We start from the raw sequence: 19,512 nt of genomic DNA, 5'->3' as shown, positions 1-19,512 counted from the left end.
TATTCCTCCTAAAATCTCATGTTTAAACCAAAATTGAAACCTCTGGGTTTAGCCATATTCCCGTAATCGATTCCGTATCCGCCGATACCGCCTAGTCCTGCTGTATTGCTATTACTTTCGGGATCTAGCCCTGTGTAATTGGTGAACAGGAAGAGATCGGTGGCCGTAAAAAATACGCTAAGTGCGGCTTGTGATGAGATGCGTTGTGTCAGATGTTTGGGTAGGGCATAGCGAAGAGTTACATCCCGAAGCCTAAATGCATAAATGTTTTTCTCGATAAACATCTGCGGTTCGATATTGGTCATATAGTAGGCGGATGCGGAATATGGTGTTACTGCAATGTGGTTTACTGTTGGATTGGCCGTGTTTTCAAGCCCGTCTTCCAATACGCCCTGAATTACCCGCGGGTCTTCCCGATTTAATGTTTTCACAGACTGCCCATAGGTATAGAGTCTATAATCTAGCCCGTTGAGCACATCGCCACCTTTGCGGAGATCCCATAAAAACGTGAGGTAAAAGTTTTTGTAATTGAACTTGTTGACAATGCCAAGTGTATAGTCGGGAATGCGGTCGCCTATCGGATAATACTTATCGGTGCCGGCAATGGGTAAGCCTGTTTGTGGATTGATCAAAATGTCTCCACGCTCGTTTCTTTTAAACTGCGTACCTGTTAGGGTACCGATACTATAGCCTGGCATCACGGAAGAACGTACGCCGCTCAGTACCCAGGTGTCTGAATCATAGAGTTCGGGCAATTCTTCAGCAAGCGATAGTACTTTTCCTTTGTATTGGGTAAAATTGAAGGTCATATCCCAGCTGAAATCTTCTTTTTTGATCGGGTTGACGTTGACTTGCAATTCGGTACCATAGGTTTTGACTTCGCCGCCGTTCATCATCCGTAGTACAAAGCCTGAGCCATAGCTCAATCTTGGCAGAATGATCTGTCCGGTGCTTAATCGATTAAAATAGCTGAAATCAAATGTGAGGCGGCGTTTAAAAAAGCCAAATTCAACGCCTGTTTCAAAATCTCTGGTTTTTTCGGCTTTCAGGTCGGGGTTACCGCCGTTCACACCGTAAGCAAATCCGCCTCCTGTTGAGAGCTTTGGCTCTAGATTGGATAGGGTATAGTAGCTTTTGAAGGGTGCTTTTCCGGTCGTTCCTACAGAGATGCGGTATTTTCCGTCGCTGAGCCATTGTACTTTATTTTTGAAGAAAGACAGGTCTGAAAAATTAAAGGCCAACGAAGCCGATGGATAGCCAAAATAGGGATTGTTGGGCATCATGCGGGAGGCTGCATCCAATCGACCTGTTAAATTGAGGTACAGGAGGTTGTCGAGATATCCAAATCCGGCCTGTGCCAAAAATCCGACTGTACGAAAGTTATTGGCAACAGATCGCGCCAGGCGCGTGCTCGGAAAGGTGTTGTTGATGCTGTAAAAGTTGGGATCGTAAAAGTCCTCGCCATATTGGGAGTTAGTAAGGGTATTGTAGTCTTTAAATTCTGTTCCCAAGTTTGCTCTAAAACTAATGTCGCGCCCGATTTTTGTATTGGCCGTCGCCATAAATGATCCCGAGAGCACGCGTGCATTGACTTGATACTCATTCATGGAGCCATTGCGTACATTGGTCGAAGACCCTGATCCGGAGTAGGATTGAGGATGGTAAACGCTTTGTCCCTGTGTGTTGGCAAAGTCGATGCCGATGATCCCGTTGAGGCTTAGCCAGTTCGTAGCACGATAGGTAATGTTGGAAGTGGCAAGGAGGCGGTTTACATCATCATTGGCGGTGTTGCGGTATACATCCCAGAAGGGATTATCCAGCTCATTGTAAATATCGGTGCTGTGGAGTACACGATTCCCTTTTTCATCGATCCAGTCCCTCACATCAAACAGCGGGTTGAAACGCATCAGGGTAATCAGGTAGCCTATTGCCTTTACGGACTTTATCGTTTTGTGAATTGATATAGTTGAAAGAGGTGTTAAATTCGAGTTTGTCGTTAAATTTTGCTGTTCCATTGAGGCGGGTCGAAAAGCGCTTATAGCTGGTATTGGGGACGATACCAGTATTGTTGCTGTATTCATTGGACCAGCGGTAAGTCACTTTTTCTGATCCGCCTTCGAAAGAAAGATTATGCTTTTGATTATATCCGGTGCGGAAGAAGTTGTTGACATTGTCTTTGTAGAGCGTGACTCCTTCTGCATATTTTGGTCCCATTGAATAGACCGAATTAGCGGCGTATACACCATTGGTTCCCTGTGCATAAACATATTGCCGCTCGGGGTATTTATTGACCGTTTCAACGCGTCCTGAGAGCGAATAGTTGACGGTAAATTTACCGGCTTTTCCTTTCTTGGTTGTTATGAGAATGGCTCCGCCTGCACCTTGGCTGCCGAATTGGGCTGTCGCCTCTGGGCCTTTCAGGATGGTATAGGTTTCGATATCGTCTGGATTGATATCCATTGCCCGATTGGAGTAATCGAGATCTCGATTTGCTCCATTGCTAGCCAGGTCATTTTCATTCAGTGTGGAGTTGTTGATGGGTACGCCATCGACAACGATAAGGGTATTGTTGTCGCCAGAGATGGAGGCAAAGCCGCGCAGTACGATTTGTGCCGATGCACCTGGCATACCGCTTGTACTATTGATTGAAAGGCCCGGTACACGGCCTTGGAGACCTTGGAAAAACGATTCGCGTTGGGTTTCGGATACATCTGATCCGGCAACGATAGGTGTGGAGTATCCGAGGGTTTTTCGATCACGTTTGACTCCGAAAGCGGTAACTACCACTTCGTCGAGGGACGAACTGTTTTCGGATAGGCTGATGTTGATTACCGACTGCCCCATGAGCGCTTTTTCGATTTGGTTATAACCGACATGTCTAAAAATTAAGGTGGCGTTTTCTTGTACGGTGATCTTGTACATTCCACTGTTGGTGGTGATGGACTGCGTGTTTTTGCCTTTTTCGAGAACTGTTACACCGCCTAATGCCGACCCATCTGTCGTAGTGACTTTACCGGTAACGATTTTTTGGGCCAGGGCGACACCATACGTACTCAGTAAACTCACTAGTATGAGCATACTTCTTTTCATAATAAAATTGTGTTTGATTAGTTTCGTTCAACTTAGGTTTTGCCAATACACCTGGTGCTTGGGCAACATAAATATTGTGCTATTTCATAAAAATTTATAGCGGTTAGAAATCGGTTTGTATATGTTTTATATCAAATATAGCATAAAAGCGCAATTTTTAAAATTTTTTAGAGGTTTTTTTGTGAAAATACATGTATTGTTGAATAAAAACGCAAAAATACGCTTTTTTAAAACGAAGGGTTTAGCGTAAAATTGAAGAGCCCAGCCTGTTTACTAAATCAGACTGGGCTCTATTCGTTTAAATCGGTTTTTTACGTCCTTTAATAACCTGGATTTTGTGTCAGACTATTGTTGCCGGCAATGGCCTTATTGGGTCATCCAGCATACGGCACTTGTCGATGTTTGCACCTGTTACGGTATCGATCGTAAAACATCTCTTGTTAAGGGTTTTGAAAGATAAGAAAGCACCATGTTGTTGTCTGCTGCGCGACTCTGGTCTCTTAAATCTACGGAAGAGGTTAACATATGTATGCGCAAGTTGTCCTTATTGGGAAAATCTTGCATCGCTTCCAGAAATTGCCAGCCATCCATAATCGGCATATTGATATCCAAGAAGACGAGATAGGAATTTTGTTGATTTTGCTGTATGTATTCCACCGCTTTCTTTCCATTTTCTAAAATGACCACAGTCGCATCGGGATAGACACTAGCAATGATTTTAGTATGTACAAAATTGATGACAGCGTCGTCATCTATAAGTAGTATCTGTTCCATTTTAATGATGAATAAGGTTTGTTTTAACGGTGATTTGCGCAATCACCGCATCTAATTCTTTTGCGGAATCCATAATCAGATCCATAATTTCAGCAGTAGATTTTCCGCCGCCATCTAATTCCTTTGAAAGGTAAATTAGGCTCATGATCCGTGTTAGTGGAGCGCGGATACTGTGAGACTGCAGCCAGGCGATTTCACAGAGGGTCTCGTTCTGTTTCTTTATTTGTTCCATAGCCTGATGGGAAGCTGTAATATCTTGTATTGTGCCTTCAATTTTAATCGTATTACCCGTTTCATCAGTGACTAATCGCACTTCTTGATGCACCCATTTCAACTTTCCCGATAAGGTGATGATTTCATGCTCAAAGCTTTTGATAATTCCAGGCTCTACGTGAAATAAAGGATCATCCTCGAGCATATGCTGGTCTTTGGGCTGCAAAGTCTGCTTGATATTTTCTAAGCTGGGGATAAAGGTGCTAGGCGAACACTCATAAATTTTGTACATCTCCTCACTCCATTCCGAGACATCCGAATCTATAGCTCTAAACCAGTACCCGAGCTTAGCAATTTTTTGGGCTGTCTTTAATTGTTCATAAGCTGTTTGTAACGCGTGCTCGGCAAGCTTTTGTTTGGTGATATCCTTCCCGACAGCAACAAGCGTTTTGGATTCTGCTGCTACAGTAGCCGACCATTGCAACCATTTCATATCACCGGAGGATGTTAAAAACCGACCCGAAAAACGCTCGGTGTTATGGCCGCTCATCAATAACGATAACCCTTCTTCTAAACGCTCTCGATCTTCGGGATGGATGAGTTCAAACATGGGGGTAGCATATAGATATGTTGTAGGATAACCCAGCAGTTGGCTGAAAGCTTTATTGCATTTTTTGATATAACCATCGAAACCAATTATGCACAGCGGATCTGAAGAAATATTGAAAATAGAACGATACTCTTCTTCTGTCACTTTTTGTTTGACGAGTGGTCCAAGCTTTTCGCTGACATTGGTCAGTAAATTTATCGTTTCGACAAGATTCTCTGGCGCAGACGTCGAAAAACATACGATGCAGCCCAGAAATTCATCGCCATACATAATCGGTAGTCCGATTCCCGTGGAAAGACCCACCGCCCTGGCCGCTTCTGCGCGTAGAAAATCTTTATTTGCGCCGAGATCGTCCCAAATAACCACCTTTTTTTCTTTCCATACTTTACCTGCGAGCCCGTCCTCTTCTGTAAAGGAAGTCAATTCCTGCGTCTGTTGGTGAAATAGCGCGAACTTACTTTGCTGCGACGATTTTGACACAAGGTGTAACTCGCTGTGGTCTGGAGCGACCAACCAGATCTCGCTGACACGTATCTTGGGAAGCAACACCAATCGTTGAAGGGCTTGATCTAGTGAGGATATCAGGGAAATAGACTTTGCAAAGGTTAAGGTCAGCTCGGTAAAAAGATCGTTGACGATCTTCTCTTTGATTTCGGCGGTGACCTCCTGCGTATTAGCAATGATGCCCTCAATAAGGGGCGTGTTTAGGTGGTTGGATAATTCGGTTTTAAACCAGCGCAGATCGCCGTTTGCATCGGGAAACCGATATGCGCCAATGGAAGCCGACTTCGATACCTTCATTTTGTCGAGCTGCGCCTTGACCTGGGGAGCATCATCTTCATAGATGAATTCAAAGGCATTTTTGCCCACAAAGGCTTCAGGATCCATCCCCAGAACGGTAGTGGATGTAGGGGCTACATACTTGTATTTGCCGTCGAGGTCGATAATGGCCACAAGATCCCGACCATTTTCGATTAATGATCGAAACCTTTTCTCACTGAATGAAAGCTCCTTGTAGGCCTTGTCTAAGTTGCGTTCTTTCTCATAGAGCTCGGTCAGTTCGGTGGCGGTAACGATTTCGGCTTGAATGCCGTTGAAATTGATGGTGTTGCCTTTAATCTGTACATACATAATACTGCCATCACGTTTCTGATGCCGAAAAATACTTTTCTTAAATTTTTTTAGCCGGCTTTTGGTTCTTTCTACAGCTTCCTCCAATTTCGGTATATCCTCTTGCGGGCGAATATCTCTAATTGTCATTTGCTTAAACTCTTCCTCGCTATATCCGTAGTGATGGATGGCTTCTTTATTTACAGCAAGAAAACGTAATGTATCTAGTTCATAGATCCACATGGGTAGCGGGACTAGGTCGAATATGGCCCGGTCGAAATCGGATCTTTCGGTAGTTACACTAAGCATATAGATTCATGGGTATACTTATACACAGTAAAAAGTTGTGTATCTAAAAATAGAAAAAAAATAGATAGATTATATCAACCGCGGTGAAAAAATCGTATATCTGCATCGAATTTGATCTTCGCCATTACCAACCTATGGTTCGGTTGTCGTCTTTGACAACAGTCCACGATTCCTGTGGTGCTACACTTTGAAAAGGCTGAGGCTGAGATGCTGCTGCGATTCGTTGCTCTGACTCGATTTCCAGTGTAAAAACGCGCGGGCTGACACCATTATTTTTATTGGTATAATCAAGCATAGAAATTAACTACATGTAATCTTTTTTCTACCGCTACCTGCTCCGACCATGGAGTGATAATGTTAAAACCGCTTCTGAATTTTTGTTGGGTAATTGTATTGTAAAGAGCTGCCCAATCTATTTGGACAGCTCCTGATCTGTATGAGATTACCGCGTTTGTGCGGAAATTAATGGCAGGCTACGGGCTCTGGGTAATCGGCTGTTGCCATTCCTTTGACCAGCTCACCACACTTGCGCATCGACGCTGCATACGGATTTTCTATCGTCTTGTCGTAACTTAGCCAATAGCCTTTTTCCATAGGGCAATACTGCAGGTACATCGCCTCATCGGTACATTTCATCGTCTCCATAATGGTAAATAGGGATTGTGTGACTGCAGAAAACGACGCTTTCATAGCCGTTAGATCTTGTGCGGCTTTCAGGCCGGCTGCATCGGCCTTCATGGTTTGGCTTACCTTCTTTAGACGCATCATATCGTCGAGCTGCAATCCTTTCAGCCGAAAGTTCTGCACTTCTTTTTCCAGCTGAACGGCATGTGCTTTGCCGCTGGCAAAGTTGTCTGGATTAAATCCGTAACAACGGCAGGGGAGTCCGTTATGTAGACAAGCTTGTGAAGGTATTTTTAAAGGATGGCCGCGAACAGTTCGTACTCTGCCATGTGAGATTCAGAGCAATAAAGGCAGGGGAGATTTGGCCGAGCGTATGTTTCGCTATTTTTATAGAATATGGGATCGTTACAAAGTTCCAATTACAGCTATTGCAATTTTGGCAGATGAAAACAAAGGCTATCGACCAGTGGTATATAGCCAGGAGTTTATGGGAACTTCATTACGCTACGATTTTAATAGCTATAAGATCCTCGATCAGGAAGAATCGGAATTGCGAGCAAATGAGAATCCATTTTCAGTGATTGTCCTTACTGCACTTTTGGCTGTAGTAAACAAGAAAGTGACCGATGATGGACTGAAAGAAATAAAACATGATCTGTATGATGAGATGATGAAAAGGAAGATGGATAAGGATACCCGACAGGGGCTATATGATTATCATTGATTTAATTTTTTTTAATAGGAAATGATGCTGTAATGAGCATAGCTCATTGCGGTTCCTTACTTACTACGTAAGTTTTGATAATGAGGAAGTTTTAAGTATATTTCCTCAATATATTAATTCTCAATGGCAGAGGAGAGATCGATAAATTGCTTTTTGTATACAATTTATCTAAGTTTGAGCAAGAAATTAAATCAAAAATAGGAAGGAGCGATACAATGGGCACTCAAGAATATTTTTGACTGGGCTAAATTCAGGAGCACCAAAGGTGCCGTAAAGCTGCACACTGTCTTGGATTATGATGGCTGCCTACCTGTTTTTATGCAGATTACCGATGGAAAAGTACATGAGAGCCAGCGAGCCGGTAGTTACAGTTTTTCCAAGGGAAGCGTGGTGGTAGTGGACCGTGGCTAGGTGGATTACAGCTGGCTTGGGGATTTGGACAGCAGGGGGTGTTACTTCGTTACCAGGAGTAAAGTTAATATGAAGTACAAGGTTATCAAGTCCTATCAGAGTGAAGCACTCATGGAAAAGGGGATCCTTAAGGATGAGCTCATTGAGCTATCCGGTGCTGCCTGCAATAAATACAACGGCAAGCCGCTACGCCTAGTCCACTTTTGGGACAGCACCACTGGTTGAACATCGGGAATTGGGACCCGCAGCTAAGGTAAATACCTATAAGTTGGTCAATGGAACGCTGAGTGGAGATGATATCATGATCGGTGCCGAAAAAGACGGTTTGGGAAATCCAATTAATGGCGAACGTCAATGGGCTTCAGGCCAGTACAATCTGGTGATCTTATATAAAAACACAACCTTTAATATGAGTACTTTCAAATCAATTCCTATTACTATATTGTACGAATAAAGCTATACTTTAAAGGAGACCAGTTATATTCCTAATAATCTATTATACATTAACGAATCTATATGTGCCTTGGGTGAGCTTAAAAAGGCTAAACTTTTTCTGTTGCAGACTTGTTGATAAAGTATATGAAAAATATGATGTTATCCTATCCCCTTAGAAAGTGGGTTACCACCTATGTATGCGGAAGCTTCCTCGCGATTGTTATGCTGGCGGGTTGTCATGACCGTAATGCCAAGCAGCAGCCGAAAAGTAAAGCAGAAAAGACAATGACCGAGCAGGCGGAAAATACTGACTTTACCCTAGCCTGGCTCAATGCTCTTTTTTATGAAGAAGATTTCGAGCCCGCTTTAAAATCGGATCTGCAGCTCAATAAAGAACAGATCAAAGCCTTAAAAGAGGCGGCGAGTGCCGCTGTTGGAAAGCTAAGTGAGGACGCTGAACCCTCGACCAAATCATTTAAAGAATCTATCAAACAGGCGACAACAGAGATTGTCCGGATCCTTGGTGAACAGAAAGCTGGTCAGTTCTTTCATTTTATTGCAGCACGTTATACGGACGAGCAGAATACACTGCCCTTAGAACCCAATCAGGTACCCGAAGATACACGGGTAGTTGTGAATGCACCTGCCTTCCGTATGGATGTATTTCAGCAGGGCAAGTTGATCAAAACCTACAAGGTGGGTGTCGGCTACCCGGAGTTTCCATTGCCGACAGGCGTACGTAAGGCAACCAATATCATTTTTAATCCGACCTGGACACCACCGGATGAACCTTGGGTAAAGGGCAAGGTAAGTCCTGGTGAGAAAGTACCTGCCGGAAGCAAATTAAATCCACTGGGACCGATCAAAATTCCCATTGGCATGCCATCGTTGATTCATGGCGGAAAAGATGTGTCCAAACTTGGTGCTTTTGCTTCCCATGGTTGTGTGGGCCTCACGGATGGACAGGTGCAGGATTTTACCCAGCAGCTTGCTCAAGTATCGGGAAGTCCAATTTCAGCGGAGAAAATTGCCGACTATGAGAAGAAAAACACCAAAACAGAATCGGTCAAACTTACACAGCCGGTGCTGGTAGAACTGCGTTATGAAACCATCGTTGCGCAAGATGGTCAGCTGCATATTTATAGAGATATATACGAGCGTGGTACCAATACTGTCGAAAATGCGACCCGTGTACTCGATAACTATGGCGTCAAATTTGAAAAACTCAGTGAGCAGGAAAAAAATAGCCTGACCCAAGCCTTGGCGGAAATGAATACCGATGCGCGTGGCAACAAAATTGCCGGGGCTGATCATCCCGATCAGGCCACAAAAGGAGACAGTGCGCAGAAAAGAGATGCGGACAAAGAAAACCGGAAGGAAAAGGGGCAGGTGACCAGGAAAGTCATCGGTCAGCAGGAAATGGCTATACCCATTGCCGCACTACGTGGAAAGGGCTATCCGATTCCGGTTGCGTACAATATAGGAAAATAGTTTCCAAACATAGGTTGCTTCTGGTAACGGAAGCAACCTATATTTAAAATAGAAAATTTTATTTGACCTTGATCAATTAGATAATTAAACACTCAACTCCGCTTTATTAGATAAAGCTGAAAAAAAAGGAATTCAGAAAGGCATTGAAAAAGGTCTTAAGACTGGTATTGAAAAAGGTAAGCGTGAAGAAGCTATTGCCATTGCACTAGAGTTTAAGAAAATGGGTTTACCTATTGCTGATATTGCCAAAGGAACCGGGCTTTCGATCGAAGAAATCGAAAAACTGTAATCAAATACTTTTAAAGTTTATAGATATTTATTTTAAGCCATTTCCGAAAGGGAGTGGCTTTTCATTTTAAAGATGTTATATGCTCAAAAAAACTCCCCTTTCGTCGCTGATAAAAGGGGAGAAACTTTATAAATCTAAATTATGAAAAATCTTATCGTTAATAATAAAGCGCCCTAATAAATAAGGCGCTTCGCTAGATGTTGGTATATTTCAACCGGCTGATCTAATATAGAAATAATTTTTTGGAATTGGAAAAATAAAAATATTTTTTTATGTCTGCTTCTCCATTTTTTTTGGCTGGCTTAGCTTAACCCAATTATTGGTCGCTCGTCATCGCCGTGGAAGTAGTCAAAAAGTTGACTTGGTTTTATTTGTAATATTTTTGCTAAAGCATACACTTGATAGGGGTAAAAACCGGTATCATCATTTTCATGTCGGATTTTTCTTATTGGGTACACTTGAGGTCCAATTTTCGGTGTCATATCTTTATTTTTACGGCTGGCAACGAAAATTACCTTAGCGAATTTACTTAAGCTTTCATTGGTTTGTGAATTTTTCCGTACCCGTCATTGGCTAAGCCTACACGTTCAATACCAAGTGATGTGTTTCTATTTTTTATCAGATAGGGCCTCTATCAATATCTTTTGTGTAGAAATTAATTCCTTTTGAGTATGTATAGTTTCATCCTGCATAGAGATTAATCGATTAGCCTGATCTAATTGCTCGTTCAGAGAATTGATTTTTTCATTCCATTGTTTATACTCTTCCTCTCGATAAGTTTTAAATGGCTCATCGTTATAGTAATATTGTATGAAATTATGGTCTAATGCCTTTGAATAGGTTAATAGTTTATCAATGGAAAGAGAAGATCTTTTATAATCATTTCCAACATTTTGCTGGTTTTCATTTATCAGATCACCAACCAATTTCTGCGACAAGTTTTTTCTATCCGCGATTTCCTTAATCTTTTCTCCGATATTCATTAATTTTATTTGTTGTTTTTACAAAATATTTTGTTGATAATTTTTATTTAATTATATTTGTATCATAATCAGGTAATCTGATTTAGTCTCGGATATCGAAACGGCAAATTTCAAATGACACGAGATGTAGGGTTTGCGAACCCCCCAGCTTTTTGTATCTTTACAACAAGGAGGGGCGAGCACTCTCTATTGGAAACTGTGTCAAGGCTCTTTGCCGTGCCCGATGTTCGGTGGAAGATAGTGAGGCTCGCCCCTTTTATATTTAGCCATGCCTTTCATATCTTCCCCCCTTGAGACTCTTTTTGTTAACCATATTGTAATATTATGAGATCAAAAGAGCTAAGAACATTTACAGAACGACGGCAGATCAAGGATCAGCTTCGTCGGCTTGCAGTATCACTGCTCATCAAGAACAAATACTGCCCGCCAGAATAGCTTCTCAAAAGCTTAAAATCAGCAATGGCCCTTTACCTCGGATGAGGAATGTGCATACAAAAGCCAACAAAGGCCTGTGGATAGCACCGCCACTGTTGATTTTGCCGACCGGTACTTTTTTAAGATCTATGCCCCAAAAATGCACGGCTCCCTTCTCTTTTATCTTCGCACTTTAAAAGTAAGGGTTTCCGAAATCAAAAGCAAAGATTAAAGAAAAATACGATTGTAGATTATCTATATATAAGGTCGGTTTTTTATTTTACCAACGGACGCGGTATCGTCTCTATCAAATTACGTGTAACTGTCCTGCACCGCGCCCGATAACCTATTTCTTATTTTTTCACCGCTGTGACCTGAGTTCATTCAGGTTCCCGCAAAAAACTGATTTCGGTCGGACAGGGAGAGCTATGTGCTATGGTTACAGCCAAAAACTAAACACATGAAAGCCATTTATGAAGATCTCTTGCATCTTGACAGGCCATTCTATGAGATCCATGAAGACAGTTACGATCCATTGAAATGTATCGAAAGCTTTTGGGATAATTATCCGCTAGTCACGATACGCGAATACCTATATGCTTTGGATTTCAAATGCAAAACCCTCGGCGAAGCTACCGAATGCAAATTAGAGGCTGTACAGCAAACGCTGTTTTTGGCCGATATTCTACGTGCTCTGATGGCGTATTTCCTAACGCATAGCCGCCATTTAGATACAACCCAATTAAAACTGTCAACTCTGAAAGCCAATATGAAGGAACTCCTGCTGACCAAACAAATCACCGATTTTTTTCAATCCATTAACCAACCAAAACCTTAAGATGATGAAAACAATACTATATAATTTGTACAAGGCTTTTAAGAGCAAACGAGCACGAGCGATACTGCTGTGTTTGGTTTCTATGTTTAGTTTATCTGCTCAGACGCCCCGCAAGGACAGCGGGGCGGATGGGGCCGATATCGTTGAGCCAGTACTCGTCGGAAATAAATTACCCCAAGATTTCTGGTCCAGAAAAGTAAAAATCTATAATCAAGGGGATACAGCACTTGTAGAACTATCCAAATACAAAGGCAAATCTTTTCTTCTTGACTTTTGGTCTACCACCTGTGGTACTTGTATTAGTGGTATGTCAGATTTGATTAAAATCCAAAAGAGTTTTGGAAAGGAGCTTAATGTTTTGCTCGTAAACTCATATGGAAAATTAGACACCTATCAACGTATTCACAAGATGCCGATCGATGTTCTGCGAACAAACGACCTCAGCACTGTGTATGCTGATGATTATCTGATAAAGCTGTTTCCTCATCGTACGTTCCCATTTTATGTTTGGGTGGACCAAAATGGTACAGTGGTAGCAGTAACCTTAAAACGGTTGGTTGAAATGGAAAATGTTGAAACATTTATCAAATATAATCGTCTCTATGAAAAGTCTAATTAGTTTGATCTTAATGATGGTCTGCTGTAAATCAGTCTTTGCGCAGGGTAAATATAGAGGAAATGTTATTGATCAGGATCATAATCCCATTGCTTTCGCTACGTTTAAACTGGATGGAACTGCCGCTGCTTATCGGACTGATTCCTTGGGTAGATTTGAGTTCTCCACTTCCAATGCGATAAGGTTTGTTACAGTTTCGGCGCTGGGATTTGAAACCAAAAACATAAACTGGGATACCAATGTGACAAATCGAACCATCATATTGAATAGAAAAGAAAATAGACTCGATGAGGTACAAGTGAATACGGGATATCAGGCCATCCCGAAAGACCGGACGACGGGTAGCTTCGGGTTGGTATCTAATAAAGACTTCAGTAAAATCCCGAGCAGAGGGATCTTGGACCGTATAGAAGGTAAAGTTTCTGGACTGCAGTTTGATAGAAGGAGTGGAAAGTCGGTGCTAAATATACGGGGGATAAACACCTTTTCTGAAATAGCGGCCCAACCCCTCATCGTGGTCGATAATTTCCCTTACGATGGTACATTGGATGATCTTAATCCTAATGATGTGGAATCTGTCTCCGTATTGAAGGATGCGGCTGCTTCCAGTATTTGGGGGTCCCGAGCAGGAAATGGCGTGATTGTCGTGACGACCAAAAAAGGAAAGGCAGGCAATAAGCCGATTATCAATTTTACAACGACAACAATGGTCAGCAGAAAGCCTGACCTGTTCTATAACAAGACGATCAATAGTAGGGATTTTATCGAAGTGGAGCGTTTTCTCTTTGATAATAAGTATTATGATGATGCATATAATAGCGCCTATAATCAGACGACGATATTTTCGCCTGTCGTGGACATGCTGTATGCAAATAAAGCGGGGAGCTTGTCGGATATTGATCTGAATACGCGATTGAAAGCGCTAGAAAGGAACGATTACCGAAATGACCTGCTGAAATATGTTTATCAAGCTGCGGTAAATCAACAGTACTTTTTGGATATTTCCGCAAGTAATGCAACCAATAGAAATCGCTATTCGGTTGGCTATGATCGCGGTACAGGGGATACAAAAGGAGCAAATAATGACCGTTTAACTTTGAGGGCTACAAATAGCTGGAAACTCGGACAAAAGTTGTCTATAGAAAATATGATTTCTCTGATCAATGGACGGGATCGGGTTTTCTCTTCGACACCACGCTATCCGATGATTCCCGGGGGTGGAAAAAATAATTTGTATCCTTATGCCTCGCTAGTGGATGACGAAGGTAACTTCCTGTCGATCCCGAGATTTTATAATTCATCTTTTCTTGAAAGGGCAAATGCTGACGGTCTATTGGACTGGACCTACCGACCTTTAGCGGATCGGGATAAGTCGACTTACAAGTCCTGGAATCGGCATCTTTATTTAAATTTTAACTTGCATTATGACATCCTCCCCTTCTTAAAGGCCGATGTGATCTATGGTTATGAGAATAGTAGTAGCAAATCAGAATCGCTTTCCGGAGAGGATTCTTTTGAGGTGCGGGATTTGATCAATAAGTATACGCGAATTGTCGATGGGGCAAAACTGTACGATTTTCCATTTGGTGCTATACTGCGAAATGGTGATAATGAGATGCAATCGCATCGGGGAAGGGTGCAGGTGAGCCTCAACAAATCTTTTGGAGACGAGCATACCCTGAATGCGTTGATCGGTACAGAGCTGTATACCAGGAATATCGACCAGCGCTCTTCGGGCTCCTATGGTTACAATGCCGAAGTGCTCAGCCGCAAAAGTGTTGATTACAACACCATCTATAACTTGTATGGAGGTCTGGGATATGGGTATATGACACCCTTGGATGCTTATTCGGGTACATTATCCAGAACCTTATCAATGTATTTTAATGGTTTGTATGAATATAAGGCTAAATACGGGCTTTCTTTTTCTGCCCGTAAGGATGCTGCGAATTCGTTCGGAACGAATGTCAACAGCCAATGGAATCCATTATGGTCGGCAGGTTTACTTTGGCAGGTGGCAAAGGAAAAATTTATGCAAGGTGCAGATTGGATTGATTATCTTAAACTACGGTCAACCTTTGGCTACGGCGGTGTACAGCCCGCTGGAGCCCTCAATAAAACTGTGATCGGTTATGTCGGCAATGCTAAATACTCAAATCTACCTTACGCCTTGATCGGAAGCCCGCCAAACCCCGGGCTCAAATGGGAAACTGTACGTACCTTAAATTTTGGGTTGGATTTCTCAATATACGATGGTAAATTAACGGCTAATCTAGACTATTATCGGAAAAAGTCTTTCGACCTGCTTTCTGATGACCCCTTTGATCCGACTTCAGGTTATTCCCTGTTGACAAAAAATGTTGGTAAAATAGCAACCCATGGGATCGATTTGACCATCGCCTCAAATGGTAGGTTCGGAAAAGGCTACTGGCAGTCTTCCATCAATTTTTCCTATAGTAAAAATAAAGTGACTGATTATAGAGGGACCATCGGAGCGACAAGCCTGTATCTGGATGGGGGGAGGACGCTGATGCCGCTATTGGGTAAATCTCTGTACCCTGTTTTCTCTTATAAATCCGCTGGACTGGATCCCGTCAATGGCGATCCAAGGGGATATAAAAATAGCGAAATATCGAAAGATTATCAGGCGCTGACCACGGATTCACTGCAATACCTAAATTATCATGGTACAGCCTTACCGCCAATATACGGAGCATGGAATAATACCATCGGCTATGGCAAGTTTTATCTAGATTTTAGTCTGCTCTTTAAATTTGGACACTATTTTAAGAAGAAATCCATTGTCTATGGTAGTTTATTTGACTCATGGGATGGACACGCTGATTTTGCCAAAAGATGGCAGCAGCCGGGAGACGAATTGGTGACAACAGTTCCAGCGATGCAATACCCCAACGATAGTAATCGCGATCTGTTTTATCAGCACTCTTCGAATAATATCGTCAAAGGTGATCTCATTAGGGTGCAAAATATTAGACTCGGCTACAGCTTTGCGATAAGCAACAGTAAGATAAAAGGCCAACTTTACATTGGAGCAAATAACGTGGGATTGATCTGGCGAAAAAATAATGAAAATCTCGATCCTGATTATTTGGATTTGCCTGCTCCGCGCGTAATTTCAGTCGGTGGGAATATTAATTTTTAATACTTGTGACATGAGACAATATATTTACAAACTACTCATAGTAAGCCTATTTTGTATGGCTTCATGTAATAAATTTCTGGAGGATAAAACAAATAAAACAAGTACAGTGCCATCCACATTGGAGGATTTGCAAGCTTTGTTAGATGCAGGAAATCAGCTGAATCTCGGAAGTTATCCTTTTTTCTTGGAAGCTTGCACGGACGATTTTCTCCTTACGGATGCTGGTTATAATAATCTTGATGTGTTTGACAGACAGGTGTATACCTTTCAAAATCCAGAAATATATTCGGCAACGGAGAAATTGATATTATGGCGGGATGCTTATAAGGCCATTGCTGTTGCCAATACTGTATTAGACGAATTGTCGGATATTAAAATTTTAAAGGGCCTCGATCCTGACAATATTAAAGGACAAGCACTATTCCATCGAGCTTTTATGCACTTTATACTCTTGCAGATATATGCTGCACCCTTTGATCAAAAAGGCAATAATAATGTACCGGGAATACCCATCAAGTTAAGCTCAGATATCAATGACAAAACCAAGCGGTCAACAGTAGGGGAATGCTATCGTTCGGTTATTCAGGATTTGGAGGAAGCAGCTGGCTTGCTTCCAAATGAATTAGGGATAGTGACACGACCTAATAAAATTTCGGCTCATGCTGCACTCTCAAGAGTCTACATGGCGATGGAAGATTACGAAAATGCAAAGAAATATGCTGAATTGGTCTTGATACGGTACGATAAGTTGATGGATCTCAATACAATGAGTGTAGATGCATCTTTTCCTTATCCAGCTATGAATGCAGAAACTTTGTTTTTTGCGTACTCAAATGGTACAACCATGTTTGGTGGAAGCAGAGGCTCCTATATGACTGATGATTTATTGAGTAAGTATGATACTCATGACTTAAGGTTTCGGGCGAACTATAAAAAAGGAACCGATGGACGCTACACGTTTAAGGGTCATTACGTAGGTTCGGGAACCTACCTTTTCTTTGTTGGACTTACAACTTCTGAAGTCTTATTAAATGCTGCTGAAAGTAATACGCGACTGGGCAATGCGACGCTAGCTAAGCAACAACTCAATGAGCTCTTACAAAATCGGATTGAGAAGCAATTCTTTGTGCCAATAACGGAAAGTAACATCGAAGCCTTATTGAAGACAGTTATTCGGGAAAGGCGCAAAGAATTGGTCCGCAGAGGGCTAAGGTGGTCGGATTTGAGACGGCTAAATAAAGACGAACGTTTTAAAAAGGAAATCGTTCGCAAGGTCACGATTGACGGAAAGATTCAAGAATTTAGCCTGAAGCCCATTAGTAAAGACTATATTTTTAATATTCCCATTGAGGTTAAAAATATAACTGGGATAGAATAGATAAGAAAAGTAGCGAAGGAAATTTCCCTCGCTACTTTTTTGATGTCCAGCTTACATTAAAACGGCCTGAAATCGGTGACAGTTTCATTTGGTGTTTTACTACTATTGGCAGTGCTGATGCGAAGTGCGATAGTTGTTGGTGTAGATGATCCCGATGGGGTAACAAGTGCCGTCATATCGGGTTGTGAGGGATTTGATGGATTGGCAGGGGCATTGATCTGACAAACAGTTTGTTTAGCACCTTCACATTCTTCACTTGGCCCCAAGCTGTATTTGCTGGGATCGGTAGGAGAGTCTGAGGACGTGCCATGGTATGACCACACCTGATTCGCCGCTATTATCTTTACTTCTTTCTCTCCTTTAACTTCTTTTTCACTTTGAATACTTTGCGCATTTGCACTCAACGAAATTCCTAATGCCATCACACCAATGCTCATGGTGCCGATGATTCTTTTTGCTAATGTTTTCATTTCTAATGTTTTTAAGTTTATTATTTTTGCTTATCCTTATTATCCTCCTGGATCGGCCGTGGAGGTGTTTCCTAATGACCGGACGGGCATCTCCCTGTCCTCCGATCTGTTATCTTATGCTAAAGTTAGCGCAGTAATTTTCGAAAGATGTTTGAATTTTAGGTAGGCCGTTGTATGATTTTTTGTGCGGTGGTGCCCCGTCTTTTCTTCGAGTTTGTATTTTTATTCTTTAGTGGAAGAGCGCATTTTTGGGACGAAATGTCTGATACAAGGGACGAATGCCGAATATTGGGGATAAATAGGCGGTTTTATTATTTATATGCGCTCGGACAGACGCCCGTATGTTTCCGAAAAAAAGCTGAAAAATTCTGCTGGGATCCGTACCCGCAATAATTGCTGACTTCTTTAACCGAATGTCCTGCCAGCAATAACTCTTGTGCTTTAAGGATAAGATGCCTAGTCCAGGTCTGTTTCGGACTTTCACTATAGATGGCTTTATAGATTTTGTTCAATCTGCTCATGTCTACCTGCAGCTGTTCTGCAATCGCATGAATGGAGCAGCTGCTAAAAGTCTGCGTCACCTGATCCCTAATCATTCTCTCGGTCCTTTCGGCTAGGAATTGAACGGAATCTATCTTTTCATAGTGTTCAAAATTTTTATAAATGGCGATATCAAATAGGTCATAGACAAGTTTTACAGCCATAGCTTCATTGTCTTTATGATAATTGAAAAAATGCTCTTCAATTCTAGAAAGCTGATAGCTTGTCTTTTCTTTGATTGGCCATAGTGCACTTTGGTAGAGCCGCTTTTTGTCGCGTAAATGTGATGTACTGAATTTAAAGAGGAAATGGTCTTTTTTAAATATTGCTGATCGAATATACCCTATATCGACCAGAACTCCGTAGATCAAATATTCTCCCTGCACCAGAAGAATTTGCATCTTCCCTTTGGGAATGTAGGCATAAGTATCATATCCAGAAGGCAACTGCACGTGACTATTATCTGCTGAATGTTCTATGTTAATGGTCGAAACGGAATACCTATTATACAGCAGATGATAATCGGATTTATCGGTTTGCACGGACAATTGAAACGTTCTTTGTACCTGGGCCTGCACGCGATAAAATAGGACGCTATGGTAATCAATATATTCTTCTAGCAATTGGATGCTCGCATCCTCATAGCGCTGTAACTGTGAATCGGGAAGCTTGGGCAAAAATGCTCTTACTTGCTTGGTAAATTGGGGCACCTGGGGCAATATAAAATGAAAAGTTTTGATCATTGGATATGCAGTTAATCAGGTTTTATAAAAGGCTCAATCCATGTTTATAAAAGTAAAATCGAGGTTTGAGAAATACTTAAAAAAATGATAGATGACCGATTTCTATCGAAATCATGCAAAAAAACAAGGATATCTGACCTCTTTTCTTATCCCTTACCTCGGCGAAGGCAATTAGCTTTCTTTTTGGGTAACATATCATTCTTTTCCTCTTTTTTAAGGATTTCAGCCATATTTGATCGTTAGCTAATACAATTTTAGTGCATGTACAGCCAGCGGGAGTGGCCTGA

Annotated in this window: 17 protein-coding genes; 8 read left to right on the top strand and 9 right to left on the bottom strand. The window is 41.8% G+C overall.

Features of this window, described 5'->3' with window-relative positions; translation table 11 throughout:
• Positions 1–8 precede the first annotated feature (8 nt).
• The 6 genes from B4Z90_RS23785 to B4Z90_RS23760 all read right to left on the bottom strand — a co-directional run bounded on the left by B4Z90_RS23785 (position 9) and on the right by B4Z90_RS23760 (position 6,913).
• Positions 9–1,907 carry a TonB-dependent receptor domain-containing protein gene (locus B4Z90_RS23785; RefSeq protein ID WP_286803624.1) on the bottom strand — a complete coding sequence of 633 codons (1,899 nt, stop codon included), beginning with the start codon at positions 1,905–1,907 and terminating at the stop codon, positions 9–11.
• The gene (locus B4Z90_RS23780; protein WP_286803506.1) at positions 1,885–3,090 is read right to left on the bottom strand and encodes a TonB-dependent receptor plug domain-containing protein; all 1,206 of its coding nucleotides are present in this window, start codon (positions 3,088–3,090) and stop codon (positions 1,885–1,887) included. The genes B4Z90_RS23785 and B4Z90_RS23780 overlap by 23 nt, the downstream gene beginning before the upstream one ends.
• Before the next feature lie 411 nt (positions 3,091–3,501).
• Positions 3,502–3,864 carry a response regulator gene (locus B4Z90_RS23775; protein WP_115045876.1) on the bottom strand — a complete coding sequence of 121 codons (363 nt, stop codon included), beginning with the start codon at positions 3,862–3,864 and terminating at the stop codon, positions 3,502–3,504.
• A gap of 1 nt (position 3,865) precedes the next feature.
• A complete protein-coding gene (locus tag B4Z90_RS23770; protein ID WP_286803504.1) occupies positions 3,866–6,106 on the bottom strand; it encodes a PAS domain S-box protein in 2,241 nt (746 codons plus the stop codon).
• A 124-nt stretch (positions 6,107–6,230) separates the two neighbouring features.
• Entirely contained in the window at positions 6,231–6,401 is a 171-nt protein-coding gene (locus B4Z90_RS23765; RefSeq protein WP_167450423.1) for a hypothetical protein, read from the bottom strand.
• A gap of 167 nt (positions 6,402–6,568) precedes the next feature.
• Entirely contained in the window at positions 6,569–6,913 is a 345-nt protein-coding gene (locus B4Z90_RS23760; protein ID WP_236590827.1) for a hypothetical protein, read from the bottom strand.
• Positions 6,914–7,103: 190 nt separating this feature from the next.
• Here B4Z90_RS23760 and B4Z90_RS23755 point away from each other — a divergent pair, with 190 nt between their 5' ends.
• The 4 genes from B4Z90_RS23755 to B4Z90_RS23740 all read left to right on the top strand — a co-directional run bounded on the left by B4Z90_RS23755 (position 7,104) and on the right by B4Z90_RS23740 (position 9,791).
• On the top strand, positions 7,104–7,454 hold the full coding sequence (locus tag B4Z90_RS23755) for a hypothetical protein (protein WP_286803501.1): 351 nt from the start codon (positions 7,104–7,106) through the stop codon (positions 7,452–7,454).
• 480 nt (positions 7,455–7,934) lie between these two features.
• Positions 7,935–8,090, top strand: coding sequence for a hypothetical protein (locus B4Z90_RS23750; protein ID WP_167450422.1), 156 nt, complete (start codon positions 7,935–7,937; stop codon positions 8,088–8,090).
• Between the two features lie 10 nt (positions 8,091–8,100).
• The gene (locus B4Z90_RS23745) at positions 8,101–8,319 is read left to right on the top strand and encodes a hypothetical protein (protein WP_070569994.1); all 219 of its coding nucleotides are present in this window, start codon (positions 8,101–8,103) and stop codon (positions 8,317–8,319) included.
• Between the two features lie 125 nt (positions 8,320–8,444).
• The gene (locus B4Z90_RS23740) at positions 8,445–9,791 is read left to right on the top strand and encodes a L,D-transpeptidase (protein WP_070569995.1); all 1,347 of its coding nucleotides are present in this window, start codon (positions 8,445–8,447) and stop codon (positions 9,789–9,791) included.
• A gap of 897 nt (positions 9,792–10,688) precedes the next feature.
• Here the strand turns inward: B4Z90_RS23740 and B4Z90_RS23735 are convergent.
• Positions 10,689–11,063, bottom strand: coding sequence for a hypothetical protein (locus tag B4Z90_RS23735; RefSeq protein WP_070569999.1), 375 nt, complete (start codon positions 11,061–11,063; stop codon positions 10,689–10,691).
• A gap of 874 nt (positions 11,064–11,937) precedes the next feature.
• On the opposite strand from B4Z90_RS23735, the gene B4Z90_RS23730 reads away from it, so the two are divergent.
• The 4 genes from B4Z90_RS23730 to B4Z90_RS23715 are packed head-to-tail and all read left to right on the top strand — an operon-like array spanning position 11,938 to position 17,472.
• Positions 11,938–12,315 carry a hypothetical protein gene (locus B4Z90_RS23730; protein WP_286803498.1) on the top strand — a complete coding sequence of 126 codons (378 nt, stop codon included), beginning with the start codon at positions 11,938–11,940 and terminating at the stop codon, positions 12,313–12,315.
• A 1-nt stretch (position 12,316) separates the two neighbouring features.
• Positions 12,317–12,934, top strand: a complete 618-nt coding sequence (locus B4Z90_RS23725; RefSeq protein ID WP_236560097.1) for a TlpA family protein disulfide reductase — start codon at positions 12,317–12,319, stop codon at positions 12,932–12,934.
• Positions 12,918–16,094: a SusC/RagA family TonB-linked outer membrane protein gene (locus B4Z90_RS23720; RefSeq protein ID WP_286803497.1), complete on the top strand. Its 3,177-nt coding sequence runs from the start codon at positions 12,918–12,920 to the stop codon at positions 16,092–16,094. Before B4Z90_RS23725 ends, B4Z90_RS23720 begins: the two co-directional genes overlap by 17 nt.
• A gap of 55 nt (positions 16,095–16,149) precedes the next feature.
• Positions 16,150–17,472, top strand: coding sequence for a RagB/SusD family nutrient uptake outer membrane protein (locus B4Z90_RS23715; RefSeq protein WP_286803496.1), 1,323 nt, complete (start codon positions 16,150–16,152; stop codon positions 17,470–17,472).
• Positions 17,473–17,528: 56 nt separating this feature from the next.
• Here the strand turns inward: B4Z90_RS23715 and B4Z90_RS23710 are convergent, their stop codons facing one another.
• Together B4Z90_RS23710 and B4Z90_RS23705 are read right to left on the bottom strand one after the other, a co-directional pair.
• The gene (locus B4Z90_RS23710; RefSeq protein ID WP_070570010.1) at positions 17,529–17,909 is read right to left on the bottom strand and encodes a hypothetical protein; all 381 of its coding nucleotides are present in this window, start codon (positions 17,907–17,909) and stop codon (positions 17,529–17,531) included.
• Positions 17,910–18,253: 344 nt separating this feature from the next.
• The gene (locus tag B4Z90_RS23705) at positions 18,254–19,225 is read right to left on the bottom strand and encodes a helix-turn-helix domain-containing protein (RefSeq protein ID WP_286803495.1); all 972 of its coding nucleotides are present in this window, start codon (positions 19,223–19,225) and stop codon (positions 18,254–18,256) included.
• Between the last annotated feature and the right edge of the window lie 287 nt (positions 19,226–19,512).

It is taken from the genome of Sphingobacterium sp. UBA5639, assembly GCF_002421245.1.
Classification (GTDB): domain Bacteria; phylum Bacteroidota; class Bacteroidia; order Sphingobacteriales; family Sphingobacteriaceae; genus Sphingobacterium; species Sphingobacterium multivorum.
The sequence above is the reverse complement of the archived record's forward strand: the minus strand, read 5'-3'. Positions and strand labels throughout refer to the sequence as shown.

What these genes read in the sequence shown, in the direction of transcription:
- B4Z90_RS23720 (WP_286803497.1), top strand. Translation starts at nt 12,918, where the DNA reads ATGAAAAGTCTAATTAGTTTGATCTTAATGATGGTCTGCTGTAAATCA.
- B4Z90_RS23725 (WP_236560097.1), top strand. Translation starts at nt 12,317, where the DNA reads ATGATGAAAACAATACTATATAATTTGTACAAGGCTTTTAAGAGCAAA.
- B4Z90_RS23780 (WP_286803506.1), bottom strand. Translation starts at nt 3,090, where the DNA reads ATGAAAAGAAGTATGCTCATACTAGTGAGTTTACTGAGTACGTATGGT.
- B4Z90_RS23705 (WP_286803495.1), bottom strand. Translation starts at nt 19,225, where the DNA reads ATGATCAAAACTTTTCATTTTATATTGCCCCAGGTGCCCCAATTTACC.
- B4Z90_RS23785 (WP_286803624.1), bottom strand. Translation starts at nt 1,907, where the DNA reads ATGCGTTTCAACCCGCTGTTTGATGTGAGGGACTGGATCGATGAAAAA.
- B4Z90_RS23750 (WP_167450422.1), top strand. Translation starts at nt 7,935, where the DNA reads ATGAAGTACAAGGTTATCAAGTCCTATCAGAGTGAAGCACTCATGGAA.
- B4Z90_RS23730 (WP_286803498.1), top strand. Translation starts at nt 11,938, where the DNA reads ATGAAAGCCATTTATGAAGATCTCTTGCATCTTGACAGGCCATTCTAT.
- B4Z90_RS23765 (WP_167450423.1), bottom strand. Translation starts at nt 6,401, where the DNA reads ATGCTTGATTATACCAATAAAAATAATGGTGTCAGCCCGCGCGTTTTT.
- B4Z90_RS23755 (WP_286803501.1), top strand. Translation starts at nt 7,104, where the DNA reads ATGTTTCGCTATTTTTATAGAATATGGGATCGTTACAAAGTTCCAATT.
- B4Z90_RS23775 (WP_115045876.1), bottom strand. Translation starts at nt 3,864, where the DNA reads ATGGAACAGATACTACTTATAGATGACGACGCTGTCATCAATTTTGTA.
- B4Z90_RS23715 (WP_286803496.1), top strand. Translation starts at nt 16,150, where the DNA reads ATGGCTTCATGTAATAAATTTCTGGAGGATAAAACAAATAAAACAAGT.
- B4Z90_RS23735 (WP_070569999.1), bottom strand. Translation starts at nt 11,063, where the DNA reads ATGAATATCGGAGAAAAGATTAAGGAAATCGCGGATAGAAAAAACTTG.
- B4Z90_RS23740 (WP_070569995.1), top strand. Translation starts at nt 8,445, where the DNA reads ATGAAAAATATGATGTTATCCTATCCCCTTAGAAAGTGGGTTACCACC.
- B4Z90_RS23770 (WP_286803504.1), bottom strand. Translation starts at nt 6,106, where the DNA reads ATGCTTAGTGTAACTACCGAAAGATCCGATTTCGACCGGGCCATATTC.
- B4Z90_RS23710 (WP_070570010.1), bottom strand. Translation starts at nt 17,909, where the DNA reads ATGAGCATTGGTGTGATGGCATTAGGAATTTCGTTGAGTGCAAATGCG.